Source organism: Grimontia sp. THUN1695, from assembly GCF_059704325.2.
On sequence record NZ_AP046577.1, the window covers coordinates 2,942,225 to 2,967,526 of the forward strand.

The following is a 25,302-nucleotide window of genomic DNA, read 5'->3' on the forward strand; positions in this document are numbered from 1 at the left end:
GATGAGTTATGGCTGCGCCAGGTGAAGCGCTTACACCCTCCGGATATATCTCCCACCACTTAACCAATCTGTCTACGGATAAGCTGGGCCTGGTGGAGGAAGGTAGTTTCTGGGCGGTGCATATTGATAGCCTGTTTTTCTCTATTGTCATTGGTATCGGCTTTTTATGGCTGTTCCGATCAGTGGCGAAAAAAGCTACAACAGGAGTTCCGGGCAAGCTTCAGTGTATTGTAGAAATGTTGGTGGAGTTCGTTGATAACAACGTTCGTGAAACCTTCCATGGAAAGAATCCACTGATTGCGCCTTTGGCTCTGACCATTTTCGTCTGGATATTCCTGATGAATACGATGGATTTGATTCCCATCGATTTTATTCCTTATCCAGCGGAGCAGCTTGGTATTCCTTACATGAAGGTGGTACCGACAGCTGATGTAAATATCACATTGGCAATGGCACTAGGTGTGTTTTTCTTGATGATTTTCTACAGCATCAAGATCAAAGGCCTGGGTGGCTTTGCGAAAGAGCTGGCTCTTCACCCGTTCAATCACCCACTCATGATCCCGTTCAACCTGCTGCTTGAAGTGGTATCGCTGCTGGCGAAACCCATCTCACTCGGTATGCGTTTGTTCGGTAATATGTTTGCCGGTGAAGTGGTATTTATCCTGATTGCGGCTCTTTTGCCGTGGTGGGCGCAATGGTTGGGTTCATTACCGTGGGCTATTTTCCACATTCTGGTTATTACCATCCAAGCGTTCGTCTTTATGATGCTGACCATTGTGTACCTGTCTCAGGCACATGAAGACTCACATTAATAAAAGATTTTTTAAGTAAGCAACTTTGTTAGACCTTCCGGCAAATAAGCCGACAACAAGAAACTGGAGATAGTGATGGAAACTTTATTGAGCTTTTCTGCAATTGCCGTTGGCATCATTGTAGGTCTTGCTTCCCTAGGTACAGCGATCGGCTTCGCATTGCTTGGCGGTAAATTCCTTGAAGGTGCTGCTCGTCAACCAGAAATGGCTCCAATGCTGCAAGTTAAGATGTTCATCATCGCTGGTCTGCTGGATGCGGTTCCAATGATTGGTATCGTAATTGCACTGCTGTTCACCTTCGCAAACCCATTCGTTGGTCAGCTGGGTTAAGTCGCCTGATTATACCTGTAGTTAACTATTGGGAGATGGAGAAGTCGTTATGAATATGAACGCTACTCTTATCGGCCAGGCGATCGCGTTTACCATGTTTGTGTGGTTCTGCATGAAGTATGTATGGCCGCCTATCATGCAAGCGATTGAAGAGCGTCAGAAAAAAATTGCTGACGGTCTTGCGGCGGCTGAGCGTGCCGCGAAAGACCTGGATTTGGCCCAGGCTAATGCTTCTGATCAATTGAAAGAAGCAAAGCGCGCAGCAAGTGAAATCATCGAATCGGCGAACAAGCGTAAAGCACAAATTCTTGATGAAGCCCGCGAAGAAGCAAAAGCTGAACGTGAGAACATCCTTAACCAAGGAAAGGCTGAACTGGAAGCTGAACGCAACCGTACCCGCGATGAACTGCGCAAACAGGTCGCTACTCTGGCCGTAATGGGTGCTGAGAAAATCCTTGAGCGCTCTATCGACGAGAATGCGCATAAAGATATTCTCGACAAAATCACTGCAGAACTTTAACAAGGAGGGGCAGCTATGTCTGAACTGACTACCATCGCACGCCCCTACGCTAAAGCAGCCTTCGATCTGGCCGTGGAAAAAGGCGAATTGGACCAATGGTCCGAAATGCTGGCTTTCGCTGCCGAAGTTGCCCGCAATGAAACCATGGCAGACTTTCTGGATGGTTCTAATTCAGCTGAAAAGTTGACTGAGGTTTTTCTCTCAGTGTGTGGCGAGCAGCTCAATGAGTTCGGCCAGAACCTGGTTAAGGTAATGGCCGAAAACGGACGCTTAAAAGCAATGCCAGCAGTATGTGCCCAGTTCATGGCGCTTCGCCATGAGTTAGAAAAGCAGGTTGACGTTGAGGTCATTTCTGCTGTCGCGCTGGAACAAGCGCAACTGGATGCTATTGCCAGTAAGCTGGAAGCCCGCCTTGAGCGAAAAGTGAAGCTGAACTGTAGTGTAGACGAGACCCTGGTTGCCGGGGTTGTGATTCGAGCTGGAGACTTGGTCATCGATAACTCAGTAAGTGGCCGTATGCGCCGACTGAGCGATGCATTGCAGTCTTGATTTGGGGAATTGGAGCATGCAACTTAATTCCACGGAAATTAGCGACCTGATCAAACAGCGTATTGAAAAATTCAACGTTGTAAGTGAAGCGCGCAACGAAGGTACCATCGTGTCAGTCAGCGACGGTATCATTCGCATCCATGGCCTTGCAGATGCAATGCAAGGTGAAATGATTGAACTACCTGGCAACCGTTTTGCTCTGGCGCTTAACCTTGAGCGTGATTCAGTCGGTGCGGTTGTCATGGGGCCTTATGCCGACCTTCAGGAAGGCATGAAGGTAACTGGCACAGGTCGTATTCTGGAAGTACCGGTAGGCCCTGAATTGTTGGGCCGTGTGGTCAACACTCTGGGTGAGCCTATTGACGGTAAAGGTCCTATCAACGCTTCGTTGACTTCTCCTGTAGAAGTGATTGCACCAGGTGTAATTGCACGTCAATCGGTAGACCAACCAGTACAAACCGGCTACAAAGCGGTTGACTCAATGATCCCAATTGGCCGTGGCCAGCGTGAGCTGATCATCGGTGACCGCCAGACCGGTAAAACCGCGCTGGCCATTGATGCGATCATCAACCAGAAAAACTCTGGCATTTACTCTATCTACGTGGCTATTGGCCAGAAAGCGTCAACCATCGCTAACGTGGTACGTAAACTGGAAGAGCATGATGCACTGAAAAACACCATCGTGGTTGTCGCATCTGCGTCTGAAGCTGCTGCACTGCAATATCTGGCGCCTTACGCTGGTTGTGCGATGGGTGAATACTTCCGTGACCGTGGTGAAGATGCGCTGATTGTGTATGATGATCTGTCCAAGCAAGCGGTTGCTTACCGTCAGATTTCTCTGTTGCTGCGTCGTCCACCAGGTCGTGAAGCATTCCCAGGTGACGTTTTCTACCTCCACTCTCGCCTGTTGGAGCGTGCTGCGCGTGTTAATGCTGATTATGTTGAGAAATTCACCAACGGTGAAGTGACAGGCAAAACCGGTTCCCTGACCGCGTTGCCAATCATTGAAACCCAGGCGGGTGACGTCTCTGCATTCGTACCGACCAACGTTATTTCGATCACTGATGGTCAGATCTTCCTGCAAACGGAGCTGTTTAACGCCGGTATCCGTCCAGCGGTTGACCCAGGTATTTCGGTATCCCGTGTAGGTGGTGCTGCGCAGACCAAGATCATCAAGAAGCTATCTGGTGGTATCCGTACCGCACTGGCTCAGTATCGCGAACTGGCGGCGTTTGCCCAGTTTTCTTCTGATCTGGATGAGGCAACCAAGAAGCAGCTGGATCACGGTCAGAAAGTCACTGAGCTGATGAAGCAAAAGCAATATGCACCAATGTCTGTGTTTGAACAGGGGTTGATGATTTTTGCAGCAGAAAAAGGCTACCTGTCAGACATTGAGCTGAACAAACTGGCTGATTTCGAATCTGCTCTGCTTGCATATGCGAAAGGTTCGTTTGCCGAGCTGGTAGCACAGATCGATGAGACCGGTGACTACAACAGCGACATTGAGGCTCAACTGGTTAAGCTGGTTGAAGACTTCAAAGCAACGCAAACCTGGTAATGCGTAGAAGGCCGCTTAGCGGCCTTCTAATAACGGAGAGTAACGATGGCCGGCGCAAAAGAAATTCGTAACAAGATCGGAAGTGTTAAAAGCACACAGAAGATCACCAAAGCGATGGAAATGGTTGCCGCTTCTAAAATGCGTCGTTCACAAGACGCGATGGAAGCCTCCCGTCCATACGCAACTACAATGCGCAAAGTGATCGGTCACGTCGCACTTGGTAACCTCGAGTACCGCCATCCTTATATGGAAGAGCGCGAAGCCAAGCGCGTTGGTTACATCATCGTATCTTCAGATCGCGGTCTGTGTGGTGGCCTGAACATCAACCTGTTCAAGCGTGCCATCAATGATATGCAGGCCTGGAGCCAAAAAGGTGTGGAAATAGAAACCGCACTGATTGGTGCCAAAGCCACAGCATTCTTTAACAGCTACGGCGCAAATGTATCTGCACAGGTATCCGGTATGGGTGACAGCCCATCACTGGAAGACCTTATCGGTACCGTCGGTGTGATGCTGAAGAAATATGATGAAGGCCAACTGGATCGCCTGTATCTGGTGTTCAATAGATTTATCAACACCATGACGCAGGAGCCAGTGATCGATCAATTGCTGCCTTTGCCTAAGTCAGAAGACGAAGAAATGCAGCGCAACCATGCTTGGGACTATATCTATGAGCCTGAGCCAAAGCCCCTGCTGGATACCCTGTTGGTTCGCTATGTTGAATCCCAGGTTTATCAGGGCGTGGTAGAAAACCTCGCCTGTGAGCAAGCAGCGCGAATGGTTGCGATGAAGGCTGCAACAGACAATGCAGGGAATCTGATTGATGAACTGCAACTGGTGTATAACAAAGCCCGTCAGGCTGCAATTACCCAAGAGCTGTCGGAGATTGTCTCCGGTGCAGCCGCGGTGTAAGGCAAGGGCCAACGAACTATTTTTAGAGGAATAACGATGGCTACAGGTAAGATCGTTCAGATCATCGGTGCGGTAGTCGACGTAGAGTTTCCACAGGAGTCAGTACCTCAGGTATATGATGCCCTGAATGTGAAACGTGAAGGCGAGCGTCTGGTGCTGGAAGTTCAGCAGCAGCTGGGTGGTGGTATCGTCCGTACCATCGCAATGGGTTCGTCAGATGGTCTGCGTCGTGGACTGGAAGTAGAGAACACAGGTAAGCCAATTGAAGTACCAGTTGGTGTAGAGACACTTGGCCGTATCATGAACGTGCTGGGTGACGCAATCGATGAGCGTGGTGATATTGGTGAGAAAGAGCGTTACTCTATCCACCGTGAAGCGCCAAGCTACGAAGACCAATCGAATGCAACTGAACTGCTGGAAACCGGCGTGAAGGTTATTGACCTGGTTTGCCCATTCGCGAAGGGTGGTAAAATCGGTCTGTTCGGTGGTGCGGGTGTAGGTAAGACCGTTAACATGATGGAACTTATCAACAACATCGCACTGCAGCACTCTGGTCTGTCTGTTTTCGCCGGTGTCGGTGAGCGTACCCGTGAAGGTAACGACTTCTACTATGAGATGCAGGAAGCTGGCGTTGTAAACGTTGAGAACCCAGCAGAATCGAAAGTAGCAATGGTTTACGGCCAGATGAACGAGCCACCGGGTAACCGTCTGCGCGTCGCACTGACTGGCCTGACCATGGCTGAAAAATTCCGTGACGAAGGCCGTGACGTACTGCTGTTTATCGACAACATCTACCGTTACACCCTGGCCGGTACCGAAGTATCAGCACTGCTTGGCCGTATGCCTTCTGCAGTAGGTTATCAGCCTACGCTGGCAGAAGAGATGGGTGTGCTTCAGGAGCGTATCACCTCAACCAAGACCGGTTCTATTACCTCGGTTCAGGCGGTATACGTCCCTGCGGATGACTTGACCGACCCATCACCGGCGACTACGTTTGCCCACTTGGATGCGACCGTTGTACTTTCACGTAACATTGCAGCGCTGGGTCTGTACCCTGCCATCGACCCACTGGATTCGACGTCACGTCAACTGGATCCTCTGGTTATCGGCCAAGAGCACTATGATGTGGCCCGTGGTGTGCAGTCTGTACTGCAGCGCTACAAAGAGCTGAAAGACATCATTGCGATTCTGGGGATGGACGAACTGTCAGAAGACGACAAACTGGTGGTGGCACGTGCACGTAAGATTGAACGTTTCCTGACTCAGCCTTACCACGTAGCAGAAGTCTTTACCGGTCAGCCAGGTGTGTATGTTTCGCTGAAAGACACCATTGCAGGCTTCAAAGGTCTGCTGAACGGTGAGTACGATGATATCCCTGAACAGGCATTCCTGTACTGTGGTGGTATCGAAGAAGTACTGGAAAAAGCGAAGAACCTGTAATAGCTGGTAGGAGGCGACATGGCAGCGATGACCTTCCACCTGGATGTAGTAAGCGCAGAGAAACAACTGTTTTCTGGTCGTGCTGAATCTATTCAGGTAACTGGTAGCGAAGGTGAACTGGGTATTTTTCCTGGTCACACCCCGCTGCTGACCGCCGTCACGCCCGGCATGATCCGCATTACCAAGCAACACGGCCATGAAGAGGTGATATACCTTTCTGGCGGTACGCTGGAAGTGCAACCAAGCACAGTGACTGTGCTGGCTGATACCGCAATCCGCGGTGTTGACCTGGATCAGGCAAAGGCAGAAGAAGCGAAGCGCCGTGCAGAGGAGCGTATCCTCAATAAGAACGGAGACATGGACTTTGCTCAGGCGGCCAGTGATCTGGCCAAAGCGATTGCCCAGCTACGAGTCATCGAGCTGACGAAAAAGGCACGCTAAACACCAGGTGACACAACCAAGCTGAAAAGGCGGCCAGAGGGTCGCCTTTTTTCTTTTCACGTATAACAGTGTTGTTGTTTTTTATCTCCGTTGGCCGTTTGGTAAACCAGAAAGGCTATTGACTCTGGGTTTGGGCCTGAAACTGTCTGGCGTTTTCTATGAATTGACGGATATTTATCAAATTCTTGTGGGGGTGAATCCCGCTTTTCCTCGTGAAACGTTACAATAAGCGCCATTGTTTTGAAGCAGAACATCTAATCCAAGGATATATTCCATGAATTTTAGTGCGGTTATTCTGGCGGCGGGTAAAGGAACCCGTATGTATTCCAACCTGCCAAAAGTGCTTCACACCCTGGCGGGGAAACCCATGGTCAAACACGTCATTGATACTTGCTCTTCACTGGGGGCAAAAAGACTTCATCTGGTCTATGGTCATGGTGGTGAAGCGATGAAGGCTGCATTAGCCGATGAACCGGTCAACTGGGTATTGCAGGCAGAACAACTGGGGACCGGTCACGCCGTAAACCAGGCCGCACCGGAGTTTGCTGATGATGAGCAGGTACTGGTTCTGTACGGTGATGTACCACTGATTTCTGAGCAAACCATTGAGAACCTGTTAGATGCCCAGCCAGATGGTGGTATTGCATTGCTGACGGTGGTATTAGATAACCCTGCCGGTTATGGCCGTATTGTGCGCCGCAATGGCCCTGTGGTGGCGATTGTTGAAGATAAGGATGCCTCACAAGAACAAAAGTTGATTAAAGAAATCAACACCGGTGTGATGGTGGCGACCGGCCGCGATCTGCGTCGCTGGCTTAGCCAGCTCAAGAGCGACAATGCGCAGGGTGAATACTACCTGACAGACGTGATTGCGATAGCCCATGACGAAGGCCGTGCAGTAGAAGCGGTTCATCCTGAAAGCACGATTGAAGTAGAAGGGGTCAATAACCGTATTCAGTTGGCGCGGTTGGAGCGTGCCTACCAAGCGGCACAGGCAGAAAAATTGCTGGAAAGTGGCGTGATGCTGCGTGACCCTGCCCGTTTTGATCTGCGTGGTCAGCTTCAATGCGGTACTGACGTTGAAATCGATGTCAATGTCGTTATTGAAGGCTCTGTGACCCTGGGTGATAACGTGGTTATCGGGGCTGGTTGTGTGCTGAAAGATTGTGAAATTGATGACAACACCGTTGTTCGCCCTTACAGCGTGATTGAAGGTGCATCGGTTGGAGAGGGTTGTACCGTAGGCCCATTTGCCCGTTTACGCCCTGGCGCAGAGCTGGTGGAAGATGCCCATGTGGGCAACTTTGTCGAGGTCAAAAATGCCCGCATTGGTAAAGGGTCGAAAGCCAACCATCTGACTTATCTGGGCGACGCGGAAATTGGCGAGCGCGTCAATATCGGTGCGGGTACTATTACCTGCAACTATGACGGTGCCAATAAACACAAAACTGTGATTGAAGATGATGTATTTGTTGGTTCTGACAGCCAGTTGGTTGCACCGGTGACCATCAAAAAAGGGGCGACGGTGGGAGCGGGTACGACGCTAACCTCTGATGTGGGCGAAGGGCAATTGGTGATCACCCGAACCAAGGCGCGTACTATCGACGGCTGGAAACGCCCCCAAAAGCGCTGATAAGCCGGAATGCCGAATAAAAACACCACAAAGGTGGTGTTTTTATAAGGTTGGTTAAATCGGCAGCAAACAAAAGATAGGGGGTTGACGGCTTTTCCAATCCACCCTATTATACGCGCCTCAGTTGGGGTATCGCCAAGCGGTAAGGCAACGGGTTTTGATCCCGTCATTCCCTGGTTCGAATCCAGGTACCCCAGCCAACGCGTCCGTAGCTCAGCTGGATAGAGTACCTGGCTACGAACCAGGCGGTCGGAGGTTCGAATCCTCCCGGACGCGCCATCTCTTTCCCTTTGTGGGTTGAGGTGAGCAATTTAGTATGCGGAAGTGGCGAAATTGGTAGACGCACCAGATTTAGGTTCTGGCGCCGCAAGGTGTGAGAGTTCAAGTCTCTCCTTCCGCACCATGATTTGTGCCGTTATGCTCAGAGCGTGACAGCAATTGGGGTATCGCCAAGCGGTAAGGCAACGGGTTTTGATCCCGTCATTCCCTGGTTCGAATCCAGGTACCCCAGCCATAATTCAGGTTGGCTACGTAGCTCAGTTGGTTAGAGCACATCACTCATAATGATGGGGTCACAGGTTCAAATCCCGTCGTAGCCACCACTTATTACGAAAGTCGAGGACTTTCAGCTGGATAAGATATGCTGTCAGTATCTGTGAGAGTGATACTCAATATCCGGCGAAAAAATGCGATGGTGGCGGAATTGGTAGACGCGCTAGCTTCAGGTGTTAGTGTCCTTACGGACGTGAGAGTTCAAGTCTCTCCCTTCGCACCAAACCTCACTTAAGCCTTGGGTAAGAAAGGGTTAAGTACAACAATTTGCGGAAGTGGCGAAATTGGTAGACGCACCAGATTTAGGTTCTGGCGCCGCAAGGTGTGAGAGTTCAAGTCTCTCCTTCCGCACCATGATTTGAAGCAGGCTTTAAGCCTGCTTTTTTCTATCTGGCATTGTTCAAGTCCTTCTTGGGTGCCACTTTCACGCATCTTCCCTTAACTCTCTATATAATCTCTCATTCCGTGCATCAAATCATGCGTGCCGCGATATCTATTGCATTTCATCCTTGATATTTAGTTTAAAATTCATATTATCTTTCGAAACGAAAGTTTGGTGGTTACATGTCGAAACGTAATACTCAACAACGTCGCCACGCGATTGTTGCCATGTTGACTGAACAGGGTGAAGTCAGCGTTGATATGCTTTCAGCATTGTTTGAAACGTCAGAGGTAACCATTCGAAAAGACCTTGCTGAGCTTGAGAAAAATGGGTTACTGCTACGTCGGTATGGTGGGGCAGTACCGGTTCCTCATGAAATGGTTTCGGAAAATTCAGAAAAAGTTTCGGAACAAAAGTTATCTATTGCAAAAATGGCAGCAGCCCGGATCCGCGACCATAATCGTATTGTGATTGATAGCGGATCGACAACAGCGGCACTGATCCCGCTTTTAAATCAAAAGCGAGGATTGGTGGTGATGACTAACTCCCTGACTGTTGCGCAGGCGATCAAGGAGCTGGAAAACGAACCGACGCTGCTGATGACGGGCGGAACTTGGGATCCGCATTCTGAAGCGTTTCAGGGCCAGGTCGCAGAGCAGGCGCTGCGTTCGTATGACTTTGACCAGTTATTTATTGGCGCCGACGGGATTGATGTCAGCCGTGGTACGACAACCTTTAACGAAATCATAGGGTTAAGCCGGGTGATGGCGGAAGTTTCAAGGGAAGTGGTGGTGTTGATTGAATCGGAAAAAATTGGCCGCAAGATCCCTAACCTCGAACTGCCCTGGAAAGCCATCACCACCGTGATCACGGATAGCCAGCTGGATACAGCCACCAAACAGGCAATAGAAAATACGGGCACAGAAGTGATCTGCGCCCCTGATTAAAACCTTGGGGATTGATATGTGTGGAATTGTGGGTGCAGTAGCACAACGGGATGTTGCAGAAATTTTACTCGAAGGGCTTCGCAGGCTGGAATACCGAGGCTATGACTCTGCAGGGCTCGCGGTAACAGACAGTGAAAACCAGCTTCGCCGTCTGCGCCGTCTGGGTAAAGTGCAGATGTTGGCAGAGGCACTGGAAAGCCAACCGTTGAGTGGTGGCACCGGTATTGCCCACACCCGCTGGGCGACCCATGGTGAGCCTAGCGAAGCCAATGCCCATCCCCACATGTCCGGGGAAAATATCGCTATTGTTCACAACGGCATCATTGAAAATCATGAACGGCTCCGTGAATTGTTGGTATCCCGTGGTTACACGTTTACTTCCCAAACCGATACCGAAGTGATTGCGCACCTCGTTGACTGGGAGTTGTCTCAGGGTGGCAGTTTGATGGAGGCCTTCCAGCGCACAGTCAAACAATTGGAAGGGGCATATGGCACGGTTGTGATGGACAGGCGCGATCCGGAACGCCTGATTGCTGCGCGCTCTGGCAGTCCATTGGTGATTGGCCTTGGGATTGGTGAAAACTTCCTCGCATCAGATCAACTGGCGCTGTTGAATGTGACGCGTCGTTTTCTTTTCCTTGAAGAAGGCGATGTTGCAGAAATCACCCGCCGTGAAGTGAATATATTTGATGAACGAGGGGAACGTGTTGAGCGTCAGATACATGAATCGTCGATAGAGCATGACGCCGCGGACAAAGGCCATTATCGGCACTACATGCAAAAGGAAATTTTTGAGCAGCCTTTAGCACTGATGAATACCCTTGAAGGACGTATTGATACTGACAGCGTCCTGGTAGATAGCATTGGTCATGGTGCTAGCGATATTCTGGCGAAGACTGAGCACATCCAGATCGTGGCGTGTGGAACCTCTTACAACGCGGGTATGGTCGCGCGTTACTGGTTTGAAGACATTGCCGGTGTGAGCTGTGATGTGGAGATTGCGTCTGAGTTCCGTTACCGCAATTTTGTCACCCGTCCGAACAGTTTATTGATCACCCTGTCGCAATCCGGTGAAACAGCTGACACCCTGGCGGCGCTACGCAAAGCCAAAGAGCGTGGTTTTATGGCTGCAATGACGATTTGCAACGTGGCAGGCTCCTCGCTGGTGCGTGAATCAGATCTGGCATTTATGACCCGTGCCGGCGCGGAAATAGGCGTGGCATCCACGAAAGCGTTTACTACCCAGTTGGCCTCCCTGCTGATGTTGGTCACCGCAGTGGGTAAGCAAAAAGGGGTGATAAACAGCGACAAGGAAAAAACCATTGTTGATGCCCTGAACCGATTACCGGCTATCATGGAGCAGGCACTGGCGTTTGATAAGGAGATTGAACAGCTGGCAGAAGATTTTGCCGATAAACATCATGCGCTGTTTCTGGGACGTGGGGAGTATTATCCCATTGCAGTGGAAGCGTCACTCAAGCTCAAGGAGATTTCTTACATCCATGCTGAAGCGTATGCAGCCGGTGAACTGAAACACGGTCCACTGGCACTGATTGATGCGGATATGCCGGTTATCGTGGTTGCGCCCAATAACGAACTGTTGGAGAAATTGAAATCCAACATTGAAGAGGTACGCGCCCGAGGTGGCCAGCTTTATGTGTTTGCGGATAAAGATGCAGGATTTGAGAAAAGTGAAGGGATGACGATAATTGCGATGCCTCATGTTGATGAGGTGTGCGCGCCGATTTTTTATACCTTGCCGATGCAATTATTGTCTTACCATGTCGCGCTAATTAAAGGCACCGATGTGGATCAACCCCGTAATCTCGCGAAAGCCGTTACTGTGGAATAGGCGGATGACAACCTGAGTACGTTGATTGATGTAGAAAGGAGCTGTATAGCTCCTTTCAGATTGCTGACTAACCCCGCTTTTTCAAGCGGGGTTTTCTTTTGTTAGCGGCCGAAGGCCGCGATCGCGCTATTTTTCCATATTGTTATGTTCAGGCTGCTTTTAGCCCATAGACGCTAAATTGCGTCACTATCTGGACTATTTGCCGTGTATTGAGCCCGATTTTGCGAAGATAAGCCTCCAGTAAGGCTATCTTCTTGATGTTTTGCGCTGCTGCCGCCAACCAGCATTGGATTTGTACTTTCAACAGACCACGGAACCTCGCATAGCGATGGCCATGATGTTGTTTGGCATCTGCGAAGCTTCGCTCCACCGTCTCTGCCCGTCGTCGGTACACTTTCTTTCCCCAGGCTGTCAGCCTCAAGGCATTGGCATTCTCTACCGATTTCTCGAACAGGTGCCGGGTTATCACCCGTTTGTGATTCTTGCTCTTGGTGCAATCATCGCGCAGCGGACAGGTTTTGCATATCTGTGGGTCAGAGTGATACTCGCGGTATGCCTGACGGTTGGTGGTCTTGTAAACCAGCTCCTGTCCCTGAGGACAGAGATAGCGGTCCGTCTCTTTGTCGTAATGAAAGTGCTTTTTCTTGATAGGATTCTTCGTACGGTGCGGCCGGCGGTATCCCATCACCGGCAGGATTTGGCGCTGCTCCAGTTCATGGCAGATAGTCGCGGTGAAGTAACCGGCATCAAGCCCGGCGGCAACAGGCGAGAGCGTAAAGCGCGCTAACGTGGTATCCAGACGGGCGATATACGGTTGGGCGTCATTCACATTGCCTGGCGTGACATGGGTGTCGAGGATGATGCCGTGTTTGCCGTCGACGGTGCGATGGTCAAGGTAGAAGAAGCCCTGTGGTTTTTGGTCCCGTGTCATGAACCCGCTGTCTGGGTCGGTGGTGCTGACTTTGGTGTTTTTCTCAATGTGACCATCTTTCGGTTTGAGTGGGCGTTTTCCTTCTGCTGCACGGTCAGCGTCAACCGCTTCATCTAACAGCTCGGCATAAGCACTGACGTTTTGTTTCACCAGTTCGTTACGGTATTTACGCTTGTTGGCATTGGCTTTCAGGTGAGTGCTGTCGGTAAACAAGACGCGTCCCTCGACCATACCTTTGCTCATCGCCTGTTCGACGATACGGATGAAGATGCGTTCGAACACGTCGGTATCATTGAAGCGACGGCGGCGATTCTGGCTCAAGGTGGACGCATCAATCACCTTTTCAGTGAGTGACATGCGAAGGAACCAGCGGTAAGCGACATTGACCTCGATGTCTTTGACGAGCTGGCGTTCACTTTTAACACCGAAGAGGAAGCCTAGGAGCAGGATTTTGAACAGGCGAACGGGGTCTATCGCAGGACGGCCATTGTTGTGGCAGTAGAGATGGGCGACTTCGTCGCGGATAAACTCAAAGTCGACGGCAGCATCGATTTTGCGAACAAGATGGTTTTTGGGAACCAACTGTTCGAGTGTCACCATCTCGAATTCATATTGCTGAGGGCCAGGGTCTTTAAGCATGTCACCACATCCATGATTGATTTGCTTATCCCTTATTAGATCAAAGCCCCAGCCAAATGGCCAGGGCTTTGTCAGCAGTCTGAAAGGAGCTGTATAGCTCCTTTTTTCTTTTTATGAGATAAAAGTCATCTAATTTGCTTTTTGCAAATAGCAGGGAAGTACCAATATTTGCATTTTGCAAATCATTTTGAATTCATAATAAGACACGGAGTCCAGAAATGCCAACACCCCAATCTATGAATAATCTAATTATTTGATATTTAATATTTATTTTAATGTCTAAATAGTTGGCCTGCATTGTGCATATTGTCGATAAACAGCACAACTAAACATAAATCACAGCGCTGTAAGTCGTAGGGAGTGAAGTATGATCGACTCGAAAGCACAAGTAGCAAAACGCATTAAGGAAGCACGTGAGTGGAAAGGGATCACTCAGGTGAAAATGGCCAAACTCTTGCAGGTTGCACGCCAGACATATTTGGACATTGAAACGGGCAAGACTGAACCCCGTGTTCGTATGTTGTCAGAAATTGCTGAAATCACTGAACGTCCACTGGTGTGGTTTGTTTATGGCGATGCGGACGTTGAGCTGCACGATGTGCAGTACAAACAGGATGTGAATCGTCTGCTGGAGCATTTCTCTAAGTTGCCGCATGAAGCGCGCACTGCCATTTTGAATCAAAGCGTCAACATGGCATCATTTCTGGTAAATTACTCGAAATCAGCGCAACGAGGTTAAGCACTTACTTACTTGGTAGGCGTTAGCTGGCCTTGCCTGACAAAATAGGTATTGCATATTTTCCTTGTCATCTGGCTTAGGCAACAGTTGCCCTGATTCACACTTCAACAACACTTTACATGTGTCGTCAATTCCCCTGTGCATAATGCAGGATCTAGCAGTAAAGTGCGTCACGGTGATCAGAGGCTATAGTCTGTAGCTAGGCGCCGAGTTGTGGGGCAAGCGATGTTGATTGTCAAAGCTCATGTTGCACAGCGCATTAGGGAAGCGCGGGAGTATCGGGATATCACCCAGGTAGAAATGGCGCAGCATCTGGATGTTGCCCGTCAAACCTATCTGGATATTGAGTCCGGTAAAACAGAGCCCAAAGTGTCTTCTCTGGCAACTATCGCTGATGTAACCGGTCGTCCATTAAATTGGTTTTTATTCGGCGAAAGCACACGAAGTGATATCGCGTTTACGCACAGGGATGATTTGAACACCCTGTTGGCGCTGTTCAGCCAGCTACCTGATTCTGCACGTAAGCTTGTGATGGATCAGGCGTTGCTGCTGGCACAATATATGATCAATATGGTGTCGCGGGATAAATAGAAATAAGTAAAAAAACAAAAAGCCCAGTATGTTCGCTGGGCTTTTTGCTATTTACGGGCTTTTAGCAAGAAAGAATTTGTAGGACGGGTTATCAGTCTCATCCTTCCATGCATAACCGAGTTCGCGGAGATGGGCGGTAAAAGACAGGATATCTTTGTCTTCAAGTTCAAAGCCGCACAGCACACGTCCATAGTCTGCACCGTGGTTGCGGTAGTTGAAGATACTGATGTTCCAGTGGGTGCCCAGTGTGTTGAGAAAACGCAGCAGGGCGCCCGGGTATTCCGGGAACTCAAAGCTGTAGAGACGCTCTTTCATTGCTTTGGTCGGGCGTCCGCCAATCATATAGCGAATGTGGACTTTTGCCATTTCATCATCAGACAGGTCCTGCACGGGATAGCCACCTTTACGCAGATCAGCAATGATGCTATCAAGCTCGTCCTGTCCGGTTTGCAGGCGCACACCGACGAAGATATTGGCCAGGGTGTCATCACTGTACCGGTAGTTAAACTCGGTCACGGCCCGTCCTCCCAGGATTTTACAGAAATCAAGGAATGCACCGGTGCGTTCCGGAATGGTAACAGCCAGCAGGCCCTCACGTTTTTCCCCCAGCTCTGCACGTTCTGATACGTAGCGCAGGCTATGGAAATTGGTGTTGGCACCAGAAAGCACTGCCGCCATCTTTTTCCCTTTGAGCTGATGTAACTCGGTGTATTTCTTTAATCCCGCCAGGGACAGGGCACCGGCGGGTTCTGAAATTGCCCGGGTATCTTCGAAGATATCTTTCACTGCCGCGCAGATCTCATCGCTCGATACGGTGATGATGTCATCAAGATGCTCCTGACACAGACGGAAGGTCTCATCGCCAATGCGTTTGACCGCTACACCATCAGCGAAGGTGCCAACATTGTTGAGGGTCACTGGTTCTCCGGCATCCAGTGCTGCTTTCAGGCAGGCTGAATCTTCAGCCTCAACGGCAATCAGTTTTACCTGTGGCATCAGTTGCTTGACGATAACGGCCACGCCTGCGGCGATACCGCCACCACCGACTGGCAGGAAGATATAGTCCAGATGACCATTTTGTTGCAGCATTTCCATGCCCATGGTGCCTTGTCCTGCAATGACCAACGGATGATCAAAGGGAGGGACAAAGGTGTAGCCATGTGCCTGTGCCAGCTCCACGGCTTTGGCTTTGGCTTCGTCAAAGTTATTACCATGCAGCACCACATTGCCACCAAATCCGCGTACTGACGCAACTTTGATATCCGGGGTGGTAAGCGGCATGACAATGGTGGCTTTCACCCCAAGCTTACTGCCGGAAAGCGCCACCCCCTGGGCGTGGTTTCCGGCAGACGCGGCGATAACACCGGCTTGTTTTTGGGCGTCGGTCAGTTGCGCCATCATGTTATAGGCACCGCGCAACTTGAAGGAATGTACCGGCTGGCGATCTTCGCGCTTAAGCTGGATGCTATTGCCCAAACGCTGCGAAATCCGCGGCATGTCCTGCAATGGGCTGACAATCGCAGCCTCATAAACAGGGGCGCGCAAAATATCACGCAGATATTCAGCGTTGCTGAGCGGTGCGGGTTCACTGTGTTGGCGGGCCTGACTCATGATTATTCCTCCAGCTTACTTCTGTCGCGCACTGCGCCTTTATCCGCACTGGTTGCCAGGCTGGCATAGGCTTTCAGCGCCAGTGATACCGTGCGCTCGCGCGATGCTGGTTTCCAGCCTTTCTCTGCCTGCGCTTCACGGCGTGCAGCCAGTTCAGCGTCATCCACTTCTAAAACGATCGAACGGTTTGGAATATCGATGGCAATGATGTCGCCTTGATTAACCAACGCAATGGTGCCACCGTTAGCCGCTTCGGGAGAAATATGTCCGATAGACAGACCGCTGGTGCCGCCAGAGAAGCGACCATCAGTGATAAGCGCACACGCTTTGCCAAGACCCATGGATTTGAGGTAAGTGGTTGGGTAAAGCATTTCCTGCATACCTGGGCCACCTTTCGGGCCTTCATAGCGAATAACCACCACTTCACCGGCTTTCACCGCACCACCAAGAATGCCGTTTACCGCATCTTCCTGGCTTTCAAACACGTGGGCAGGACCGCGGAAGGTGAGGTTTTCCTCGGCCACACCGGCGGTTTTCACGATACAACCGTCAACAGCAATGTTACCGCTCAGTACGGCAAGACCGCCGTCCTGGCTGTAGGCGTTTTCTTTGGTGCGGATACAGCCTTCCGTGCGATCATCATCCAGCGTGTCCCAGCGGCAATCCTGTGAGAAGGCCTTAGTGGTGCGGATGCCAGCTGGGCCCGCGCGATAAAAGGTTTTCACCTCTTCGCTGTCTGTCACTGTGATGTCCCACTTTCTGAGCGTGTCTGCCAGGGTTTCACCCAAGACGTTTGGCACGTCGGTTTTCAGAAGGCCAGCGCGGTCAAGCTCACCCAGGATACCCATCACGCCACCGGCGCGGTGAACGTCTTCCATGTGATATTTCTGGGTAGAAGGTGCCACTTTACAAAGGTGTGGAACCTGACGGGAAAGACGGTCAATGTCTGACATATCAAAGTCGATTTCCCCTTCCTGGGCAGCTGCCAGCAGGTGGAGGATAGTGTTGGTGGAGCCCCCCATGGCGATATCCAGCGCCATGGCGTTTTCCAGTGCGGCTTTGCTGGCAATGTTGCGTGGCAGAGTAGACGCGTCGTCCTGCTCATAATAACGTTTGGTCAGTTCGACAATGCGCTGGCCTGCGGTGATAAATAGCTGTCTACGGTCAGCGTGGGTTGCCAGCATGGAGCCATTACCCGGCTGGCTGAGGCCAAGGGCCTCGGTCAGGCAGTTCATCGAGTTGGCAGTAAACATGCCCGAACAGGAACCACAGGTCGGACACGCTGAGCGTTCGATCTGCTCGCTTTGCTCGTCAGACACATTCGGATCGGCACCCTGGATCATGGCATCCACCAGATCCAGTTTCAGGATCTGATCGGAAAGCTTGGTTTTACCCGCTTCCATTGGACCACCAGAGACGAAAATCGCGGGGATATTGAGGCGCATTGCGGCCATCAGCATTCCCGGGGTGATTTTGTCACAGTTGGAGATACACACCATGGCGTCAGCGCAGTGCGCATTCACCATGTACTCCACAGAATCCGCGATGATTTCACGTGATGGCAGGCTGTAGAGCATGCCGCCATGGCCCATGGCGATACCGTCATCAACGGCAATGGTGTTGAATTCTTTGGCGATACCACCAGCGGCTTCGATTTCTTTCGCCACCAGCTGACCAAGGTCTTTCAGGTGAACGTGACCGGGTACAAACTGGGTAAAAGAGTTCACCACGGCAATGATAGGCTTACCAAAATCCTCATCTTTTACGCCGGTTGCACGCCAAAGGGCGCGGGCTCCCGCCATATTACGGCCGTGGGTGGTGGTGGCTGAACGATACTTAGGCATTTCCTTATTCCTCTAACAACTGCTTATTTGGCGTCCGGAGAGACCGGATCCAGCCATCCCCATTTGTCCTCGGTTTGGCCATTGAAAAGACCAAAGAAGGCGGTTTGTACTTTCTCTGTGATTGGACCGCGTTTGCCTTCACCCACAGTGATCTGGTCTACGCTGCGAACCGGCACGATTTCTGCCGCTGTGCCTGTCATGAAGACCTCATCTGCCAGATAGAGGGCTTCGCGCGCGATGTTCTCTTCACGTACCTCATAACCCATGTCTTTGGCGATGGTCATGATGGAGTCACGGGTGATGCCCGGAAGGATGGCGCTGGTGGCTGGTGGCGTTGAAATCACGCCGTTTTTCACCACAAACAGGTTTTCACCGGCACCTTCTGACAGGTAGCCATCCACACTCAAGGCAATACCTTCAGCATAGCCGTGACGACGGGCTTCACCACCGACCAACAGACTCGAGAGGTAGTTGCCACCTGCTTTAGCTGCGGTCGGGATAGTGTTTGGTGCGGCGCGGTTCCAGCTAGAAATCATGGCATCGACACCATTCGCCAACGCATCTTCACCGAGGTAAGTGCCCCAGCTGAAAGCAGCAATGATGAGATCCATTTTGGTGTCTGGTGGCGGGCAAACACCCAGGCCGACGTTGCCGACAAAACCCAGCGGGCGGATGTACGCAGAGCTGAGGTTATTGGCACGCAGTGTTTCACGGCAGGCTTCCATCAGTTCATCGACCGAATACGGGATTGGGAAGCGATAGATTTTTGCGCTGTCTTTCAGACGTTGCATGTGTTCGCGGTGACGAAAGACCACTGGGCCATTCGGGGTGTCGTAGCAACGAATCCCTTCAAAAACCGAGGTGCCATAATGCATGGCGTGGGTCAGTACGTGAACTGTGGCGTCTTGCCATGGGATCAGTTCGCCGTTTGACCAAATATAATCCGCTGTGTTTGCCATTGTTATTAATCCTTATAACGCATTACTGTTGTTCTAGCGGGAGCAGACGTACGCGTGAGACATCCCATAATTTGTCTAACTGGCTCTGAAGATTGGCGATAGGACGATCGCTGGTCACTTGCAGGGTAATTTCAACCGCATTGGCGTCATCGGTATGATGCATGTCGAGGCTCGTCAGGCGGAATCCACGGTGACGGACAATGCGCAGCAGACGCTCCAGCAATTCTGGCTGGTCGTCAGCATTGATTAGCAGAGTGTGTGATTGGCTCATGTACGCTCCAACATATCCTGGTTAGCGGCACCGGGTGGAACCAGTGGCCATACGTTCTCTTCCTCTGAGATAGCAACATGCAGCAGGTAGGCTGTGTCACTTGCCAGCAACGCCTGCAGGGCAGGGATCACTTCCTCTTTCCGGGTAATGGTTTTGCCTGGAATGTTGAAGGCTGACGCCAATGTCACGAAGTCAGGGTTATCCGACAAGTTGGTCTCGCTATAGCGCTCTTCAAAGAAAAGCTGCTGCCATTGACGCACCATCCCCAGACGCTGATTATCCAGCAGTACCATCTTAACCGGGATGCTGCGACGCTTCAGGGTGCCAAGCTCCTGAATGTTCATCATAAATGAACCGTCTCCCGACACTAACACAACTTCGTCATCCGGACGCGCCATTTTTGCGCCCATGGCGGCGGGCAGGCCAAAGCCCATCGTACCGAGCCCTGCTGAGGTCAAAAGGTTCTCCGGACGGCGCGGCTCAACGTGTTGCGCGACCCACATCTGGTGCTGGCCCACATCTGTCGCTACAACCGTAGAATCCGGCATGAGGTCAGAAAGCTGCTTGAGCAGGAGCGGCGCAAAGATGGCATCCCCCGGGTGGTCGTAGCGCCAGCCAAAATCGGCTTTCATGGCCAGCACACGCTGTTGCCAGTCATGAATGTCCGCGGGCTCTCCCAGCTGCGGCAACACAGTATTCAACTCGCCGCGCAGTGGCACATTGGCACGGCGAAGCTTGTTAAATTCGGCGGCATCGATGTCGATATGGATAACGTTGGCATGGGGGGCAAAGGTATCGAGCTTTCCGGTGACGCGATCATCAAAGCGTGCGCCAATGGCGATAAGTAAGTCAGATTGTTGCACTGCCAGGTTGGCTGCCTTGGTGCCGTGCATACCGAGCATGCCGAGATAGTAAGGATAATCTTTGTCGACAGAACCCAGCCCTTTCAAGGTGCTGGTGGCCGGGATCTGGCTATGGTTTAAAAACTGGCGCAGGGTATCGGTCGCATGGGCCAGTTGCACGCCGCCACCGACATACACTATGGGTTGCTTGGCTTTTGCGATAAGGGCATTGGCTTCCCGCAACGACGCTTCAGATACCTCAGGCGCCGAAGGCTGAGGTGTGATAGCCGTAAACGCTTCCTCGATGTGGGCAAGCTGAACATCTTTGGCTATATCCACCAGCACGGGGCCGGGACGGCCTTCTTTTGCTACAACAAAAGCTTCCGCCAGCGTTGACGCAAGTTTTGCGGTATCCGTCACTAGAAAACTGTGTTTGGTACAGGCAAGGGAAAGACCGAGAACATCGACTTCCTGGAAGGCATCGGTGCCAATCAGAGGGCTGGCGACCTGGCCGGTAATGGCGACGACGGGCACAGAGTCCATCATGGCATCCGCAAGGCCGGTGATAAGGTTGGTGGCACCGGGGCCAGATGTGGCGAGGCAGACGCCGACACCACCGGTAGCGCGCGCATAACCGATAGCGGCCATGGCAGCACCCTGTTCATGTCGACAGAGGATATGGTCCACTCCGCCGTCATAAAGGGCATCATAGACGGGCATGATTGCTCCGCCCGGATAACCAAAAATGGTGTTTACGCCTTGCTTCCTTAAGGCTTCTACCACCTGTTGTGCACCTGTCATTGTGACCTCCCGTGACATCCTGTCTGGGCGTGTGTCTGCTCTGCTTCCTGAGACGGTTCCATACCGCGTTTTCCTTTTGCGTTTTGCAACCTGGGCGTTAACCCGTACATCCAAATGTGAAAAAAGCCCCCGGACCTTTCGATGCGGGGGCTGGTTGCGATGTTTGTGTGCTATGTTCTCGCCGTCGCTGCCCCTCGCGGTAGTACCACCACGATAATTGAAATAATAATAATTAGGGTGCGAGATAGGTGATTCATTTTGTCTCTTTTTTCACCAATTTTGTCGACGGCGTATGTTCAAGTCAACGTTTGTTTGCACAGATGTTGTTCACTCATAGTGGTATCACAGACTTCTGTCGCATGACAAGCAAAAACTGACCAGATTTTCCAATTTCCGTACCGTAAAGCAGTAATACTATCCGTTTATGAATCTAACTTTCTGATAATTAAATTAAATAGTAAATCTGTCTTATGAATCTTGCCATTATTCAAAGCCGCGCCTGTGTTGGCGTTGAAGCGCCTCAGGTTACCGTCGAAGTACATATCAGTAACGGATTACCTGCATTCGGATTAGTCGGACTCGCAGAAACCACAGTCAAAGAAGCGCGCGACAGGGTGCGCAGCGCGATCGTTAACTCCGGTTTTGAATTTCCAGCCAGGCGGATTACGGTTAACTTGGCACCGGCAGACTTGCCCAAAGAAGGGGGGCGGTTTGATTTACCCATTGCCCTTGGCATTTTGGCGGCGTCTGGACAGATACCGATGACCAGACTGGGTGGTCATGAGTATGTCGGAGAGCTGGCATTGTCTGGGCAACTGAGGTCGGTAAAAGGGACATTGCCCGCCGCCGTTGCCTGCCGTGATGCGGGGCGCAGTCTGGTGGTGCCCGATGAAAATGGTGGACAGGTCGCGTTGGTGGGCAGGGATGTCCATGTGTCTGCGCCGGATCTGGTGGCTGTGTGCCGCCATTTGTGCGGGCAGGGCAGCCTGATGCTCAACGAACCCGAAGCACGTGATATTGAACCCACAGCGTCAACCCGCTGTATGCAGGATATCATTGGGCAGCAACAGGGAAAGCGGGCACTGGAGATTGCCGCCGCCGGGTCCCACAACCTTCTTTTCCTTGGTCCGCCAGGCACTGGTAAAACCATGCTCGCTTCACGCATGGCCGATTTGCTGCCGCCAATGAGTGACAAAGAAGCACTGGAGACTGCCGCCATTACGTCGCTGACCGAGAAACCCTTGCATGAAGGCAACTGGCGACAGCGTCCGTTCCGAACCCCGCATCATTCCAGCTCTATGGCGGCGCTGGTGGGAGGTGGTTCGATGCCAAAACCCGGTGAGATTTCCCTGGCCCACAACGGCTTGTTGTTCCTTGATGAAATGCCGGAATTCGAGCGCAAGGTACTGGATTCCCTGCGTGAGCCGCTGGAATCCGGTGAAGTGGTGATCTCCCGTGCTAATGGCAAAACCTGCTTTCCGGCCCGTTTCCAGCTTATTGGTGCGTTAAACCCTAGTCCAACCGGGCACTACGAAGGCCAGCTTGCCCGCTCTAATCCTCAGGCAACCCTTCGTTATCTTAACCGTCTCTCCGGTCCTTTTTTAGATCGTTTCGACCTGTCGATTGAAATACCGGCGCTACCGCGTGGCACCCTTACCGAAGGGGGCGATCGCGGGGAACCAACCTCTGTGGTCAAAGCCCGGGTGAACAAAGCCAGAGCGGTGATGCTGGCACGGTCTGGAAAAGTGAACAGCCAGCTTTCGAGCCGTGAAATTGAAACCTATTGCCCGCTGGATAAAGCAGACGCGGATTTTCTTGAAACTGCTCTGCACCGTCTTGGGCTTTCTATCCGTGCCTACCACCGGATCATTAAAGTGGCGCGTACCATTGCGGATTTGTCCGGCGAGGAAAACATCCAGCGCGGCCACTTGGCAGAAGCGCTGGGCTACCGTTCGATGGACAGGTTGCTCAAACAACTGACAGCCATGGCAAGTTAGGAGGGGCAGCGTTGCCTTACTGATGCAACCGCTTTTAACTGAATGGTGTTTTTTATGCCTGCGCCGTATCACCACCTGTTACCGCCAAAGACCGGCGGGATTGCCTATACATTGGGGGCTATGGGGGAGCAGTTTGATGCCATTATCAACGTAACCGTGGCTTATCCGGACAACCAGCACCTGCCATTCAGGGACTTGTTGGATGGAAAGATGAAAAGAATCGTGGTGCGTATCGACCCCCTTCCTGTCGATGACAACGTGAAAGGGGATTACTTTAATGACAAAGCGTTCAAGCGGCGTTTCCACCAGTGGCTAAATGGCATCTGGCAGGAAAAAGACAAGATGCTGGCAGGTATCTACGACAGGCAGCCTGCGGAAAAAGCGGTGGTTAAACAGGAAGAAAAGGTGGTTTGACCGGAAAAATGACAAAAGGGCCATGGTGGCCCTTTTGTTGTAAGGTGTCCGGCTTACTGGGTCAGCAGGAAATTCACCAGTGCAAAGTAGTCTTCTTTGGTTTTGATGGTCTTGGGTGTGACATGGTATTTGCCATTCACGATAACCGCCGGAACACCACGCAAGCCTGAATCGCTGAACGCTTTGTCGAAACGGTTAGCCATCGCATTGGCTGCAAAGCTGTTGTAGGTACCGTCAAACTTCTCGGCATCCACCCCTTCATCAATAAATAGTTGACGCAGTTCTTCCTGATTGCGTGGTGGCTTTTGCATCAGGTGGATACGGTTAAAAATCACTGGCACGATTTTGTCTTCCACGTCCAGCATCATAGCCGTGGCGTAAGCTTTGCTCAGTGCGCTACCCATGTTTCCGCCCATGAAAGAAACGTGATTTTTGGTAAAGCTTGTATTGTCTGGCGTATTTTCTTTCAGCGCTTCCATGAGTGGTTGGCTTTGAAAGCAGTGCGGACAGTAAAACGAGAAAAACTCGGTCACGGTCGGTGTGTCGCTTTTTGGCAGATCCAGTACCTGATAATCTTCGCCTGCCTCGAAGCGTGCAGCCTGCGCTGAGAAGGCCAACATGGCGGCTGCCGCCACAGTAAACAGTTTTTTCAACATTATTTATTTTCTCCCTGAATGTGAGTCGCGGCAATTTACCATTGAGGTGCCAGAGTAAGTGGTGGCTCTTCAAGGGCTGCCAATTGTTCTTTAAAGGCGAGTACCTGATTTTCCCAGTATTTTGCCTCAGCAAACCATGGGAATGCACGTGGAAATGCCGGGTCTTCCCAGCGTTTTGCCAGCCATGCCATGTAATGTACCATTCTCAGACCGCGCAACGGCTCAATAAGTTGCAACTCATTGGCGGGAAAATCGTGAAATTCTGAATAGGCTTCGAAAAGAGTATCCAATTGGGCCAGTTGGTCAGCCCGGTCGCCGTTTAGCAACATCCAGATATCCTGTATTGCCGGTCCGTTGCGCGCGTCATCCAAATCAACAAACATCGGGCCATCGCGCCAGAGAATATTACTGGGGTGGCAATCTCCATGTAATCGCAGTGTCGTTATGTGACCATTCCAGCGTTGTTTCAGTGTCTCAATCAGGCGGTCAAGATCAGCAAAAAAGGCATTTTCAAGATGCGTGGGGATGAAACGGGAATTTTCCAGCGTTTTTCGTGGCGTAAAAAGGTACTCTTCAAGGCCGATAGTCGGGCGGTGGATGAAGGGCTTACTGGCACCGACTTTATGAATTCGCCCCAGGAAGCGACCCACCATCTCAAGCTGATCCCAGTTATCCACTTCGAAAGTGCGGCCACCGACGCTTGGAAACACAGCAAACAGATAGCCGTCGAATTCGAACAGGGTTTCGCCGTTGATGTTCATAGGTGCCGCGACCGGGATCTCGGCTTCCGCCAGATCGTTGGCAAACGCATGCTCTTCGAGAATTTGCGTGCGGGTCCAGCGCTGCGGACGATAAAATTTGGTCACCAGACGACGGCGCTCCTCATCCTGAAACTGATAGACCCGGTTTTCATAGCTGTTCAGTGCCAGAAGGCCTGACTCAGGGCGGATGCCGACGGATTCCAGTGCATTGATTAAGGTGTCGGGCGTGAGATGTTCGTAGTTAAATTGGGCGTCGCTCATAGGTTCACAGCGTCAAGGGATAGGGCTATTGATGGTAGCAGAGTTTTGGGCTGGAGA

The 25,302-nt window shown here is 51.4% G+C and carries 22 protein-coding genes, 7 tRNA genes and 1 pseudogene; 22 read left to right on the forward strand and 8 right to left on the reverse strand.

Features of this window, described 5'->3' with window-relative positions; all coding sequences use genetic code 11:
- Positions 1-8: 8 nt before the first annotated feature.
- The 18 genes from atpB (at position 9) to glmS (ending at position 11,928) form a co-directional block, all read left to right on the forward strand.
- Positions 9-812 (forward strand): F0F1 ATP synthase subunit A, encoded by an 804-nt coding sequence (gene atpB, locus AC6IB1_RS16830; protein WP_005500771.1) that lies wholly within the window; start codon positions 9-11, stop codon positions 810-812.
- A 75-nt stretch (positions 813-887) separates the two neighbouring features.
- A complete protein-coding gene (gene atpE / locus AC6IB1_RS16835) occupies positions 888-1,142 on the forward strand; it encodes a F0F1 ATP synthase subunit C (protein WP_002540812.1) in 255 nt (84 codons plus the stop codon).
- 49 nt (positions 1,143-1,191) lie between these two features.
- Positions 1,192-1,662, forward strand: coding sequence for a F0F1 ATP synthase subunit B (gene atpF / locus AC6IB1_RS16840; protein ID WP_497567586.1), 471 nt, complete (start codon positions 1,192-1,194; stop codon positions 1,660-1,662).
- A gap of 15 nt (positions 1,663-1,677) precedes the next feature.
- Entirely contained in the window at positions 1,678-2,211 is a 534-nt protein-coding gene (gene atpH / locus AC6IB1_RS16845; RefSeq protein ID WP_497567587.1) for a F0F1 ATP synthase subunit delta, read from the forward strand.
- A 16-nt stretch (positions 2,212-2,227) separates the two neighbouring features.
- Positions 2,228-3,769: a F0F1 ATP synthase subunit alpha gene (gene atpA / locus AC6IB1_RS16850; protein ID WP_005500765.1), complete on the forward strand. Its 1,542-nt coding sequence runs from the start codon at positions 2,228-2,230 to the stop codon at positions 3,767-3,769.
- 45 nt (positions 3,770-3,814) lie between these two features.
- On the forward strand, positions 3,815-4,681 hold the full coding sequence (gene atpG / locus AC6IB1_RS16855) for a F0F1 ATP synthase subunit gamma (protein ID WP_497567588.1): 867 nt from the start codon (positions 3,815-3,817) through the stop codon (positions 4,679-4,681).
- 36 nt (positions 4,682-4,717) lie between these two features.
- Positions 4,718-6,121 (forward strand): F0F1 ATP synthase subunit beta, encoded by a 1,404-nt coding sequence (gene atpD, locus AC6IB1_RS16860; protein ID WP_005500762.1) that lies wholly within the window; start codon positions 4,718-4,720, stop codon positions 6,119-6,121.
- 18 nt (positions 6,122-6,139) lie between these two features.
- Positions 6,140-6,562 (forward strand): F0F1 ATP synthase subunit epsilon, encoded by a 423-nt coding sequence (locus tag AC6IB1_RS16865; RefSeq protein WP_005500760.1) that lies wholly within the window; start codon positions 6,140-6,142, stop codon positions 6,560-6,562.
- Positions 6,563-6,836: 274 nt separating this feature from the next.
- Positions 6,837-8,195, forward strand: coding sequence for a bifunctional UDP-N-acetylglucosamine diphosphorylase/glucosamine-1-phosphate N-acetyltransferase GlmU (gene glmU / locus AC6IB1_RS16870; protein WP_497567589.1), 1,359 nt, complete (start codon positions 6,837-6,839; stop codon positions 8,193-8,195).
- A 125-nt stretch (positions 8,196-8,320) separates the two neighbouring features.
- Positions 8,321-8,395 (forward strand) — tRNA-Gln (locus AC6IB1_RS16875).
- Between the two features lie 2 nt (positions 8,396-8,397).
- Positions 8,398-8,474 (forward strand) — tRNA-Arg (locus AC6IB1_RS16880).
- A gap of 39 nt (positions 8,475-8,513) precedes the next feature.
- Positions 8,514-8,598: transfer RNA gene (locus AC6IB1_RS16885), tRNA-Leu, on the forward strand.
- Positions 8,599-8,634: 36 nt separating this feature from the next.
- Positions 8,635-8,709 (forward strand) — tRNA-Gln (locus AC6IB1_RS16890).
- An 11-nt stretch (positions 8,710-8,720) separates the two neighbouring features.
- A tRNA-Met gene (locus tag AC6IB1_RS16895) sits at positions 8,721-8,797 on the forward strand.
- 86 nt (positions 8,798-8,883) lie between these two features.
- Positions 8,884-8,970 (forward strand) — tRNA-Leu (locus AC6IB1_RS16900).
- A 46-nt stretch (positions 8,971-9,016) separates the two neighbouring features.
- Positions 9,017-9,101: transfer RNA gene (locus tag AC6IB1_RS16905), tRNA-Leu, on the forward strand.
- 210 nt (positions 9,102-9,311) lie between these two features.
- Positions 9,312-10,076, forward strand: a complete 765-nt coding sequence (locus AC6IB1_RS16910) for a DeoR/GlpR family DNA-binding transcription regulator (RefSeq protein ID WP_497567590.1) — start codon at positions 9,312-9,314, stop codon at positions 10,074-10,076.
- Positions 10,077-10,092: 16 nt separating this feature from the next.
- Entirely contained in the window at positions 10,093-11,928 is a 1,836-nt protein-coding gene (gene glmS / locus AC6IB1_RS16915) for a glutamine--fructose-6-phosphate transaminase (isomerizing) (protein WP_497567591.1), read from the forward strand.
- A gap of 148 nt (positions 11,929-12,076) precedes the next feature.
- Here glmS and AC6IB1_RS16920 read toward each other — a convergent pair whose 3' ends face one another.
- On the reverse strand, positions 12,077-13,498 hold the full coding sequence (locus AC6IB1_RS16920) for an IS1182 family transposase (protein WP_497567121.1): 1,422 nt from the start codon (positions 13,496-13,498) through the stop codon (positions 12,077-12,079).
- 367 nt (positions 13,499-13,865) lie between these two features.
- On the opposite strand from AC6IB1_RS16920, the gene AC6IB1_RS16925 reads away from it, so the two are divergent.
- Both AC6IB1_RS16925 and AC6IB1_RS16930 read left to right on the forward strand, forming a co-directional pair.
- Entirely contained in the window at positions 13,866-14,237 is a 372-nt protein-coding gene (locus tag AC6IB1_RS16925; RefSeq protein ID WP_005500743.1) for a helix-turn-helix transcriptional regulator, read from the forward strand.
- 225 nt (positions 14,238-14,462) lie between these two features.
- Positions 14,463-14,828 carry a helix-turn-helix domain-containing protein gene (locus AC6IB1_RS16930; RefSeq protein WP_005500742.1) on the forward strand — a complete coding sequence of 122 codons (366 nt, stop codon included), beginning with the start codon at positions 14,463-14,465 and terminating at the stop codon, positions 14,826-14,828.
- Between the two features lie 51 nt (positions 14,829-14,879).
- On the opposite strand, the gene ilvA is transcribed toward AC6IB1_RS16930, so the two are convergent.
- From ilvA to ilvG, 5 genes are read right to left on the reverse strand one after another with little or no spacing between them, the layout of a single operon-like run.
- A complete protein-coding gene (gene ilvA / locus AC6IB1_RS16935) occupies positions 14,880-16,439 on the reverse strand; it encodes a threonine ammonia-lyase, biosynthetic (protein WP_497567592.1) in 1,560 nt (519 codons plus the stop codon).
- Positions 16,440-16,441: 2 nt separating this feature from the next.
- Positions 16,442-18,283 (reverse strand): dihydroxy-acid dehydratase, encoded by a 1,842-nt coding sequence (ilvD, locus tag AC6IB1_RS16940; protein ID WP_497567593.1) that lies wholly within the window; start codon positions 18,281-18,283, stop codon positions 16,442-16,444.
- 23 nt (positions 18,284-18,306) lie between these two features.
- Complete coding sequence (locus AC6IB1_RS16945) at positions 18,307-19,242, reverse strand: branched-chain amino acid transaminase (RefSeq protein ID WP_497567594.1); 936 nt, start codon at positions 19,240-19,242, stop codon at positions 18,307-18,309.
- A 22-nt stretch (positions 19,243-19,264) separates the two neighbouring features.
- A complete protein-coding gene (ilvM, locus tag AC6IB1_RS16950; protein ID WP_497567595.1) occupies positions 19,265-19,513 on the reverse strand; it encodes an acetolactate synthase 2 small subunit in 249 nt (82 codons plus the stop codon).
- Positions 19,510-21,156: an acetolactate synthase 2 catalytic subunit gene (ilvG, locus tag AC6IB1_RS16955; protein ID WP_497567596.1), complete on the reverse strand. Its 1,647-nt coding sequence runs from the start codon at positions 21,154-21,156 to the stop codon at positions 19,510-19,512. The genes ilvM and ilvG overlap by 4 nt, the downstream gene beginning before the upstream one ends.
- Positions 21,157-21,626: 470 nt before the next feature.
- Between ilvG and AC6IB1_RS16960 the strand changes: the two genes are divergently transcribed.
- Entirely contained in the window at positions 21,627-23,153 is a 1,527-nt protein-coding gene (locus tag AC6IB1_RS16960) for a YifB family Mg chelatase-like AAA ATPase (protein ID WP_497567597.1), read from the forward strand.
- Between the two features lie 66 nt (positions 23,154-23,219).
- Positions 23,220-23,567: pseudogene (locus AC6IB1_RS16965) on the forward strand (hypothetical protein); the annotation flags it as partial.
- A gap of 53 nt (positions 23,568-23,620) precedes the next feature.
- On the opposite strand, the gene AC6IB1_RS16970 reads toward AC6IB1_RS16965, so the two are convergent.
- Positions 23,621-24,223, reverse strand: a complete 603-nt coding sequence (locus AC6IB1_RS16970) for a thiol:disulfide interchange protein DsbA/DsbL (protein WP_005500733.1) — start codon at positions 24,221-24,223, stop codon at positions 23,621-23,623.
- A gap of 35 nt (positions 24,224-24,258) precedes the next feature.
- Complete coding sequence (locus AC6IB1_RS16975; protein ID WP_497567598.1) at positions 24,259-25,245, reverse strand: serine/threonine protein kinase; 987 nt, start codon at positions 25,243-25,245, stop codon at positions 24,259-24,261.
- Between the last annotated feature and the right edge of the window lie 57 nt (positions 25,246-25,302).

What these genes read in the sequence shown, in the direction of transcription:
- atpB (WP_005500771.1), top strand. Translation starts at nt 9, where the DNA reads ATGGCTGCGCCAGGTGAAGCGCTTACACCCTCCGGATATATCTCCCAC.
- atpE (WP_002540812.1), top strand. Translation starts at nt 888, where the DNA reads ATGGAAACTTTATTGAGCTTTTCTGCAATTGCCGTTGGCATCATTGTA.
- atpF (WP_497567586.1), top strand. Translation starts at nt 1,192, where the DNA reads ATGAATATGAACGCTACTCTTATCGGCCAGGCGATCGCGTTTACCATG.
- atpH (WP_497567587.1), top strand. Translation starts at nt 1,678, where the DNA reads ATGTCTGAACTGACTACCATCGCACGCCCCTACGCTAAAGCAGCCTTC.
- atpA (WP_005500765.1), top strand. Translation starts at nt 2,228, where the DNA reads ATGCAACTTAATTCCACGGAAATTAGCGACCTGATCAAACAGCGTATT.
- atpG (WP_497567588.1), top strand. Translation starts at nt 3,815, where the DNA reads ATGGCCGGCGCAAAAGAAATTCGTAACAAGATCGGAAGTGTTAAAAGC.
- atpD (WP_005500762.1), top strand. Translation starts at nt 4,718, where the DNA reads ATGGCTACAGGTAAGATCGTTCAGATCATCGGTGCGGTAGTCGACGTA.
- AC6IB1_RS16865 (WP_005500760.1), top strand. Translation starts at nt 6,140, where the DNA reads ATGGCAGCGATGACCTTCCACCTGGATGTAGTAAGCGCAGAGAAACAA.
- glmU (WP_497567589.1), top strand. Translation starts at nt 6,837, where the DNA reads ATGAATTTTAGTGCGGTTATTCTGGCGGCGGGTAAAGGAACCCGTATG.
- AC6IB1_RS16910 (WP_497567590.1), top strand. Translation starts at nt 9,312, where the DNA reads ATGTCGAAACGTAATACTCAACAACGTCGCCACGCGATTGTTGCCATG.
- glmS (WP_497567591.1), top strand. Translation starts at nt 10,093, where the DNA reads ATGTGTGGAATTGTGGGTGCAGTAGCACAACGGGATGTTGCAGAAATT.
- AC6IB1_RS16920 (WP_497567121.1), bottom strand. Translation starts at nt 13,498, where the DNA reads ATGCTTAAAGACCCTGGCCCTCAGCAATATGAATTCGAGATGGTGACA.
- AC6IB1_RS16925 (WP_005500743.1), top strand. Translation starts at nt 13,866, where the DNA reads ATGATCGACTCGAAAGCACAAGTAGCAAAACGCATTAAGGAAGCACGT.
- AC6IB1_RS16930 (WP_005500742.1), top strand. Translation starts at nt 14,463, where the DNA reads ATGTTGATTGTCAAAGCTCATGTTGCACAGCGCATTAGGGAAGCGCGG.
- ilvA (WP_497567592.1), bottom strand. Translation starts at nt 16,439, where the DNA reads ATGAGTCAGGCCCGCCAACACAGTGAACCCGCACCGCTCAGCAACGCT.
- ilvD (WP_497567593.1), bottom strand. Translation starts at nt 18,283, where the DNA reads ATGCCTAAGTATCGTTCAGCCACCACCACCCACGGCCGTAATATGGCG.
- AC6IB1_RS16945 (WP_497567594.1), bottom strand. Translation starts at nt 19,242, where the DNA reads ATGGCAAACACAGCGGATTATATTTGGTCAAACGGCGAACTGATCCCA.
- ilvM (WP_497567595.1), bottom strand. Translation starts at nt 19,513, where the DNA reads ATGAGCCAATCACACACTCTGCTAATCAATGCTGACGACCAGCCAGAA.
- ilvG (WP_497567596.1), bottom strand. Translation starts at nt 21,156, where the DNA reads ATGACAGGTGCACAACAGGTGGTAGAAGCCTTAAGGAAGCAAGGCGTA.
- AC6IB1_RS16960 (WP_497567597.1), top strand. Translation starts at nt 21,627, where the DNA reads ATGAATCTTGCCATTATTCAAAGCCGCGCCTGTGTTGGCGTTGAAGCG.
- AC6IB1_RS16970 (WP_005500733.1), bottom strand. Translation starts at nt 24,223, where the DNA reads ATGTTGAAAAAACTGTTTACTGTGGCGGCAGCCGCCATGTTGGCCTTC.
- AC6IB1_RS16975 (WP_497567598.1), bottom strand. Translation starts at nt 25,245, where the DNA reads ATGAGCGACGCCCAATTTAACTACGAACATCTCACGCCCGACACCTTA.